This window comes from Mesorhizobium sp. P3_A2 (genome assembly GCF_056403115.1).
The window spans coordinates 1-7,891 of record NZ_JBFUGC010000031.1 but is presented as its reverse complement, the minus strand read 5'-3'; the positions used below and the strand labels follow the sequence as shown (position 1 = coordinate 7,891).

Annotated in this window: 7 protein-coding genes and 1 pseudogene; 1 reads left to right on the top strand and 7 read right to left on the bottom strand. The window is 60.1% G+C overall.

Features of this window, described 5'->3' with window-relative positions; genetic code table 11:
* Positions 1–320: pseudogene (locus tag AC1DXM_RS31640) on the bottom strand (helix-turn-helix domain-containing protein); the annotation flags it as partial.
* 138 nt (positions 321–458) lie between these two features.
* Between AC1DXM_RS31640 and AC1DXM_RS31635 the strand changes: the two are divergent.
* On the top strand, positions 459–1,532 hold the full coding sequence (locus tag AC1DXM_RS31635) for an ABC transporter ATP-binding protein (RefSeq protein WP_142869304.1): 1,074 nt from the start codon (positions 459–461) through the stop codon (positions 1,530–1,532).
* A gap of 165 nt (positions 1,533–1,697) precedes the next feature.
* Here the strand turns inward: AC1DXM_RS31635 and AC1DXM_RS31630 are convergent, their stop codons facing one another.
* The 6 genes from AC1DXM_RS31630 to AC1DXM_RS31605 form a co-directional block, all read right to left on the bottom strand.
* The gene (locus AC1DXM_RS31630) at positions 1,698–2,540 is read right to left on the bottom strand and encodes a carbohydrate ABC transporter permease (RefSeq protein WP_477239456.1); all 843 of its coding nucleotides are present in this window, start codon (positions 2,538–2,540) and stop codon (positions 1,698–1,700) included.
* Positions 2,537–3,421: a carbohydrate ABC transporter permease gene (locus AC1DXM_RS31625; protein WP_352589928.1), complete on the bottom strand. Its 885-nt coding sequence runs from the start codon at positions 3,419–3,421 to the stop codon at positions 2,537–2,539. Before AC1DXM_RS31625 ends, AC1DXM_RS31630 begins: the two co-directional genes overlap by 4 nt.
* 59 nt (positions 3,422–3,480) lie before the next feature.
* Complete coding sequence (locus tag AC1DXM_RS31620) at positions 3,481–4,755, bottom strand: extracellular solute-binding protein (RefSeq protein ID WP_477239454.1); 1,275 nt, start codon at positions 4,753–4,755, stop codon at positions 3,481–3,483.
* 114 nt (positions 4,756–4,869) lie between these two features.
* On the bottom strand, positions 4,870–6,375 hold the full coding sequence (arfA, locus tag AC1DXM_RS31615) for an arabinosylfuranosidase ArfA (protein ID WP_477239452.1): 1,506 nt from the start codon (positions 6,373–6,375) through the stop codon (positions 4,870–4,872).
* 104 nt (positions 6,376–6,479) lie between these two features.
* Entirely contained in the window at positions 6,480–7,406 is a 927-nt protein-coding gene (locus AC1DXM_RS31610) for an ArsR/SmtB family transcription factor (RefSeq protein ID WP_477239451.1), read from the bottom strand.
* Between the two features lie 242 nt (positions 7,407–7,648).
* A partial coding sequence (locus tag AC1DXM_RS31605) for a helix-turn-helix domain-containing protein (protein WP_477235635.1) occupies positions 7,649–7,891 on the bottom strand: 243 nt, incomplete at its 5' end.

Here is a 7,891-nt window from a genome sequence, read left to right as displayed (position 1 = left end):
GTAGCCGACACGGGTCGCAATCCGTGCAATCCCTTCGTCGCTGGTTTCGAGCAGAAACGCGGCCTCCGACATCCGGCGTGCGATCAGATAGCGATACATGGACTCACCGACGAGCTTGGTGAAGCGAGCTGAAAACGCCGAGCGACCGAGCCCCACGCGCTGCCCCAGGTCGCTAAGGGTCCAGGGTTGATCCGGTCGTTCGTGGATCAACTGAAGCGCCGGTCCTATGTGCGGGTCCGCCATCGCCCCAGCCACCCGCCTTCTGCTGATACGAGAGACTTGATCCAGCTTCGCAGCACCTCGACGAAGAGCACTTCTGTCTCGAAACGTCGTGAATGGGACCGACTGCAGACGGTCGGCTTTTGGCAAGACAGCTTGGAAACCTTGTGCCCTAGCTCCCCACGTTCCTTGACATCGGGTATTTATCCGAAATTATGGAGGAAAGAAGGATCGCAGGCATGACGGGAATCGCGCTGTCGGGCGTATCAAAGCACTTTGGCGCAGTCGAAGTGATCCGCGAGGTTAGCCTGGACATTGAGCCAGGAGAGCTGGTCGTGTTTCTCGGCCCGTCCGGTTCTGGCAAGACGACGCTGCTCCGGATGATCGCCGGTCTCGAAAGCATTGACGAGGGCACGCTGACGATCGACGGGGTGCGCTCGGAGAACCTGGCGCCGGGCAGGCGCAACGTTGCGATGGTCTTCCAGAATTATGCGCTTTACCCACATATGACAGTCGCGGAGAACATGGCCTTTGGGCTGAGGAACATTCGGGTCGCGCCGGATGTTATACGCCAACGGATCGCTGAGGCTGCGCGTATCTTGGAGATCGAAGCGTTGCTCCACCGACGGCCGTCGCAGCTCTCCGGCGGGCAGCGCCAGCGCGTGGCCATCGGGCGTGCGATCGTCAAGGAGCCCAAGGCATTCCTGTTCGACGAGCCACTCTCCAATCTGGACGCGGCGCTTCGAGCTCGTACACGCGTCGAGCTTGCCGAACTGCATCAGCGTTTGAAGTCGACGATGATCTACGTCACCCACGACCAGGTGGAGGCGATGACCCTCGCCGACCGTATTGTTATCCTCAACGATTGCCGGATAGAGCAGATGGGAAGACCCGACGAGGTCTATGCACGTCCGGCATCGCGATTCGTCGCGACCTTCGTCGGGTCTCCAGCGATGAACATTCTACCTGTTACGGTTTCAGGCTCAGGCGACAGGCTCAAGGCGCGCTTGACGGATGGATCGCTCGTCGAACTTCCCGGCGCGCCGGTCAACATGGATTGGCGCGAACTGGGAGTGCGGCCGGAATCGCTGACTGTCGTCTCCGAGGGCAGCGAAACGTCCGCCACGGCCACGGTTGTCGAGCGCCTTGGCGAGCGAACGCTCGTCTATGCGCGGCTCGCTGATGGGACGCAGGTTACAGCACAGGATCGCGGGCTCTCGAGCGTCAAACCGGGCGACGCCGTTCGGCTGAAGTTCGACACCGCCGCCCTCCATCTTTTCGCCGCGGACGGATCGACCTGGCACGCGCGCTGACCGGGCCTGAATCCGCCGATCGGGGTCGTGCCCCCTGGCATTGCGCTTCGCTTGCGGGCCGAGGCTAGAGCGTTTCACCGTTTCACGGAAACGGCGAACCGCTCTATCTCTTTGTTTCTACGCAATTCCGGACGGAAAACCGCACACACTTTTCCTGGAATTGCTCTAGCCCTTGATGCCTGCGGAGAGCGTTATCGCTTCGGTTACTCGGCGCTGGAAGAAGAGGTAGGCCAGTGCCACTGGAAGGCCGGCCAGTACAGCTGCCGAAAGCTGGCGCGCGTAGTAGACGCCGAAGGCGTCATTGACCTGCGTGATGCCGACGGTGATCGTCATCATCTCGGTGCGGGTAACAGAGAGGAACGGCCACAAGAACGCGTTCCACGTCCAGATGAAGCAGACGATCGACAGCGCCGTCGTTACCCCCCAGTTCATCGGCACGTAGATTTTGAAGAGGATCCCGAATTCAGACGCATTGTCCATGACCGCGGCCTCACGGAAGTCCTTCGGGACCTGATCGAAGAATTGCTTGTACACGATGATGATGACGGGATGGATGAGCTGCGGCAACATGATTCCAGCCCAGCTGTTGAGCAGGCCAAGGTTGGCGACCAGCACGAAATGATTGATGATCAGCGCCGAAGTTGGCACCATGAAGGAGGCGAGGATCAGCCACCATAGCGCGATCCGCCCCGGGAACCGCAACTGGGAGATCGCGTAGCCGCACAGCATCGAGATGAAGATGGTGATGACCGTTACGCCGACCGCGACCGCCACCGAATTGACGTACCAGGTGCCGATCTGTGTGGTGGTAACGGCGGAAATATAGTTCTCCAGCGTCGGCGTCTCCGGCCAGAGTTCGATGTAAGGCCGGACGACTTCGTCGTCCGGTTTGAGCGATGAGATCACACCCCAATAAAGCGGGAATGCCCATAGGATGGCCCAGACGAGCGTCAGTGCCGTGATTATCCCGCCCCAAAAGTTCCAGCGCTGCGCAGCCATGGCGTTCATCGGCGCCGCCTTTCGGCGAGCCGGAGCAGCTGGAATTGCAGGACCGAGACGACGACCACAAGCACGAAGAGGGTGACGGCGACAGCCGCTGCCCTGCCTCCCTGATTCTGCTGGAAGGCCTTCTGGAAGACGTAGTAGACGAGCACCATATTGTCGTTCGGCCGGCCCCCGATCGAGAACAGATAGACCTGATCGAAAATCTTGAGCTGCAGGATGAGTTGGATGGTCAATACCAGCGAGGTGATCGGCCAAAGCAGTGGCCAGGTGATACGCCGGAACGTGGTCCATCGCGTCGAGTTGTCGAGCGCCGCGGCTTCGTAGATCTCCACTGGTATGGACCGCAGTCCGGCGAGGAAGAGGAGGATCGAGAAACCTGCGGTCCACCAGATCGTCACCCCGGCCACCGCCGGCAGGAACCAGGCGCGCGACTTAAAGACCGGTACGCGCGGGATTCCCAGCCAGTCCAGCACATGCATCGCAATCCCGAACTGGAAATTCAGCGTCCAGTCCCAGATCAAATAGACCACGGACACCGGCAGGATGTAGGGCAGGAAGAACAGCGCCAGCACGGTCGCCTGGAACCGGCCCTTGAGGCGTGACACGCCAAGCGCGATCAACAGGGCGATGAGCGTTCCCGGGACGACCGTCATCAGCACGAAGTAAGCGGTGTTCCAGACCGCGCGCCGGAACATCGGGTCGTTGTCGAGCCGCAGGTAGTTGTCGAGACCAACCCACCGACCCTCGCCGATCAGCGGCGCATCGGTGAAGGAGATGCGAAACATCTGAACCGTCGGATAGACGAACGCCAGCAAGTAGATCGCAAGGAAGGGAGCGACCAGCACCAGCGCGACAAGACGTTCAGTTCGGGAGTTGCGAAGCATGGCTCTTCCTCAAATATGGCTGGGACCGTCCTGGGCGGGGCGGTCCCAGCCTTTGAGCCCTACATGCTGTTCAGCTCTTCCTTGATGGATTTCACCGCCTCGCCCGGGTCCATCTCTCCATTGAGGGTCGGCACGAAATAATTGGACATGATGTCGAAGATCGGCCCGGCGACACCAGCCTTGGGCGACTTCGGATCGAAGATCATGTTGGCCGTCAGCGTCGAATAGGTCGCATTGGGCTCCATTGCCTTGTATTCCGCCGTCTCGGTGACTGGCTTGTAGGCCGGGATGTGGCCTGCCGTGGCCCAGAAAAGCGAGTGCTTGTCCATCCATGAGATCACCTCGAGAACGGTGGCACGCTTTTCAGGGGTGATCTCCTTGCCCTTGTTCTTCGGGATCGCGAACGAGTGGCTGTCCGCATAGGTGCATGGCTTGTCGAAGATCACCGGGATCTCGACGGCGCCCCAGTCGAACAGCTTGCCTTGCTTGGCGAGGTCGGTCATCGTGGGAACTTCCCAGACGCCGTTGATCATCATTGCGGCCTTGCCCGAGGTGAATAGGGCGACGGTTGCGGGATAGTCCGTATAGGTCGATTGCAGCCCAGCTTTGGTCCACCCTTGCAGAACCGCCAACGCTTTCGCCAGCTTTTCAGCGTTGTCGCCGGCGAGGAACTCGTTGCCCGTCAGAAGCTCGCCACCTTGCTGGCACACCAGCGAGTAAATGGTACGGTACATGAAGTTGCCGTCGGCGGTGACGCTGCCCAGCGGGAACTCGACGCCGGCGTCCTTCAACTTCTGCAGTGTCGCGGTGAATTCCTCCTTGTTGCCCATGCCCACGGGACGACCGTCGTCGCCGAGCACGCCTGCCTTCTTCAGGAGGACGCGATTGTAGTACAGGACGATGGGATGGGTATCGAGCGGCACTGCGTACTGCTTGCCGTCGACCGTCACGGCGCCCATCGTCGTCTGGGCAAAGTCCGAGGCCGAGAGGCCCATCTTGCTCATGTCGTCGGCGGTGATTTCTTCGAGAATATCCTGGCTCACCGCCAAGGGGATGCGGCTGGCATGATAGGTCATGACGTCTGGCGCCTCTCCGACCGCGGCCGAGGTCTGCACCTTCGCGTAGAAGGGCGTGCCCCACTCCAGCGTCGTGGCGTCGATCTTGATCTTGCCAGCGTGGGCGGTGTTGAAGTCGGTGATCATCTGCTTCATGCGCACACCGTCACCGCCGCCGAGGAAATCCCACCATATGACGGTTTCTTCGGCCTGGGCCGCGACGGCCCAAAATCCTCCGGCCGCAACCACCGCTATGGCCATTATCCTGCGAAAGTTCATCTCAGCTTCCTCCCGAGTACGGCGGTTAGATCCGCCTTGAACGTTTCAATGCTACACCAAACCAAACCCCCTGCAACGGATTTTACGGTATATATCTGATAGTCGGATATTGACTCAGAGTGTCACACGCACCATCGAGTAAGAGTGCGGCGGCAAGTTCAACGTCATTCCCTTGCTGCTGAGCGCTGCCCCGTTGCCTTTGACCGGTGATACGTTGTCCGGCGCGTCCTTGGTGTTGCAGGCCTCGAGATCGTCATGACGGATGATTGTATGCTCGATGGACTTGGCGGCGAACCGCTCGAGGGCGACGTCGGCCTCTATCGTCTCGGATCCATGCCGGTTGATTGCGAAGAAGGTCAGCGTTCCGGCGTTCGAATCATGCACGCCTGCAATGTCGAGCCATGGCACCTTGTCGGCTGCGGCCGCGTCATAGGCAGGCACCTCGACCGCAAGCTGCAGCGCGGTGCCGCGGCCATGCTTAGAGGCCAGCATGAAAGGCCAGTAGATCGTCTGCCGCCAGGCGGCGCCGCCGGGATCGGTCATGATCGGCGCGATAACGTTCACCAGCTGCGCAATGCAGGCGATGCGAACAATATCCGATCGTCGGATGAAGGTGTTGATGATGCAGCCGACCTGCAGCACGTCCTCGAAATTGTAGATGTCTTCCAAAAGCCTCGGCGCTTCCGGCCAGTCCCAGGCGCGCATACGCTCGGCGTCCAGCTTGCGCTGATGGTACCAGACGTTCCACTCGTCGAAGGAGATTTTCACGTCCCGCTTCGAGCGGGTCTTGGCCTTCACGTAGTCGATGATGCCCGCGACCGTGCCAATGTAGCGGTCGAGCTTGGCTGGAAGAGCCAAATATTCGGCCGTATTCTTCTCGTAATTCTCGAAATACATGTGGAGAGAGATGTAATCGACCTGCTCGTAGGTCGCCTCCAACACTGTTGCTTCCCACTGCGGATAGGTCGGCATATTGGAATGCGACGAGCCGCAGACGACCAGTTCCACTGTCGGGTCGAGGCCGCGCAGCGCCTTGGCGGTCTCGTTGGCGAGATGGCCGTATTCGCTCGCCGACTTGTGGCCGACCTGCCAGGGACCATCCATTTCATTGCCGAGACACCAGAGGCGGCAGTTCCAGGGCTGCGTGCGTCCGTTCTTGGCCCTCAGGTCGGACCAGTAGCTGCCGCCCGGGTGGTTGACATATTCAACGAAGGCCCGCGCCTCGTCGAGGCCGCGGGAACCGAGATTGACAGCTAGCATCATCTCGGTGCCGGCTTTTTCGGCCCAGTCGGCGAATTCGTGGATTCCAACCAGGTTCGGCTCCGTGGTGCGCCACGCAAGATCGAGGCGCCGCGGGCGGTTCTCCTTTGGGCCTATGCCGTCTTCCCAATTGTAGGCGGACACGAAGTTGCCACCCGGGTAACGGCAGATCGGAGTGTCGAGCGCACGCACCAACTCGATCACGTCCTTGCGCATCCCCTCTGCGTCCGCGTGCGGATGTCCGGGCTCATAGATGCCCGTATAGACCGCCCGGCCAAGATGCTCGAGAAACGAACCGTAAAGACGTTTGTCGATATCCGCGACGGCGTAGGCCGCGTTCGCCGTGACTCTGGCTTTCATGATCCCTCCCACTGCGGACTATCAATCCGACTTTCCGGTTTGTATCCGGGTCGTGGGTCAGTTAAGGGCGGAGTTCCTCCGCCCGTCAAGGGTCCAGCATGCTCTCAAGCCTTGAGCAGGCGCAGAACGATGTCGTTGCTGTAATTGCCGAAGCCACTACCGAAGATGTTTATGCCGCCGGGGTGACGCGCATCTTCCTTCACGCCGATTCGTATCCGGATCGAACGGTGCCGCTCGAGTTCCAGATCAGCCAGCGAGCATTTGGAAACCTTGTCATCGCCGCGATAGGTGCCGTTATTCGTGACGCGCCAGTGTACGAGGTCGCCATACTGCGATCCGGCTAGCTTCCACCAGCCGGGCGTATGCTTGCCGCGCTTGTCGCCATAGTCGGCCGGCGCCGTCCAGGTATCTATCTCGTGTCCGTTAATCGCGACCGTGATGTCCGATGGCCAATCCTTCGAGGTGCCCGGCACCTCGGACGAAAGCTCCATCGCCAGCTCCAACCCGCCGACTTTGGCATTGGCAAGCGTCGCATTGTTGGGAAACTGGTATTCGACGAAGCCGCGCGTGAACCACAGCAGCCCAGCCCGCATACGGTCAGGATCGAGGAAGGTGTTGGGCACATCGAGAAGTCCGATGACGCCGTCCTTTGAACACAGGCCGCAGGGGGCGGAAACTTCGCATCGTGTGTAGAGTCCAAGTGGCATCGCCACTTCTATGACGCCGAGATCCTGCGCCGGGGTGCGATCCTTAAAGACGACAACCAACTCGGAGAAGGTCGAATAGCAGACCTTCTGGCTTCCCTTGCGCGCCTTCTGTGATTTCGTCTCGATCAAACCGACATCGACAAGAACCTGGATGTTTGCGGAAATTGTCGATTGCGGAAGACCCAATTCTTCAGCCACCTGATTGACGTTTTTCGGCCCCTTGCGGTGCAGCAGATCGAGAATCCGGACCCGGACCTCGCTCGCAAGGCTCTTCAACAAGTCGAGCCGCTCAAGCGGATCGACAACCATGATTTCATTCGACATATGGCCCGCACTCGTCACACGGGTTATGTATCAGCAGATCAGATACAGATAAAGCCGGTGACAGTTCTGAATTGAACCGCGTAGAAACACCCGATCGAAATTTTTCATCGACAGCCGGTCTGATCCTCGACATCTCCACCAACCGCGGAAGATCACGAACGGGACTGGCCGCGGCGAGGGCCGACGAAAACTCCACCCCGCCGTCCGCGAAATTGCCGAGATCGGCGGCCGCGGCCTCGAGGTCAGTCGGCGACTTCTGCTTCCAGCACGGCCCCTTGCCTTCGGCCACCGTCAGACCGGCGAGCTGCTCGATAGCGGCCGGGCGACAGGCCGTGATGTCGATGGAACAGCTTCGAAAACGCGGCCGCGGTCTCGTAGCCGACACGGGTCGCAATCCGTGCAATCCCTTCGTCGCTGGTTTCGAGCAGAAACGCGGCCTCCGACATCCGGCGTGCGATCAGATAGCGATACATGGACTCACCGAC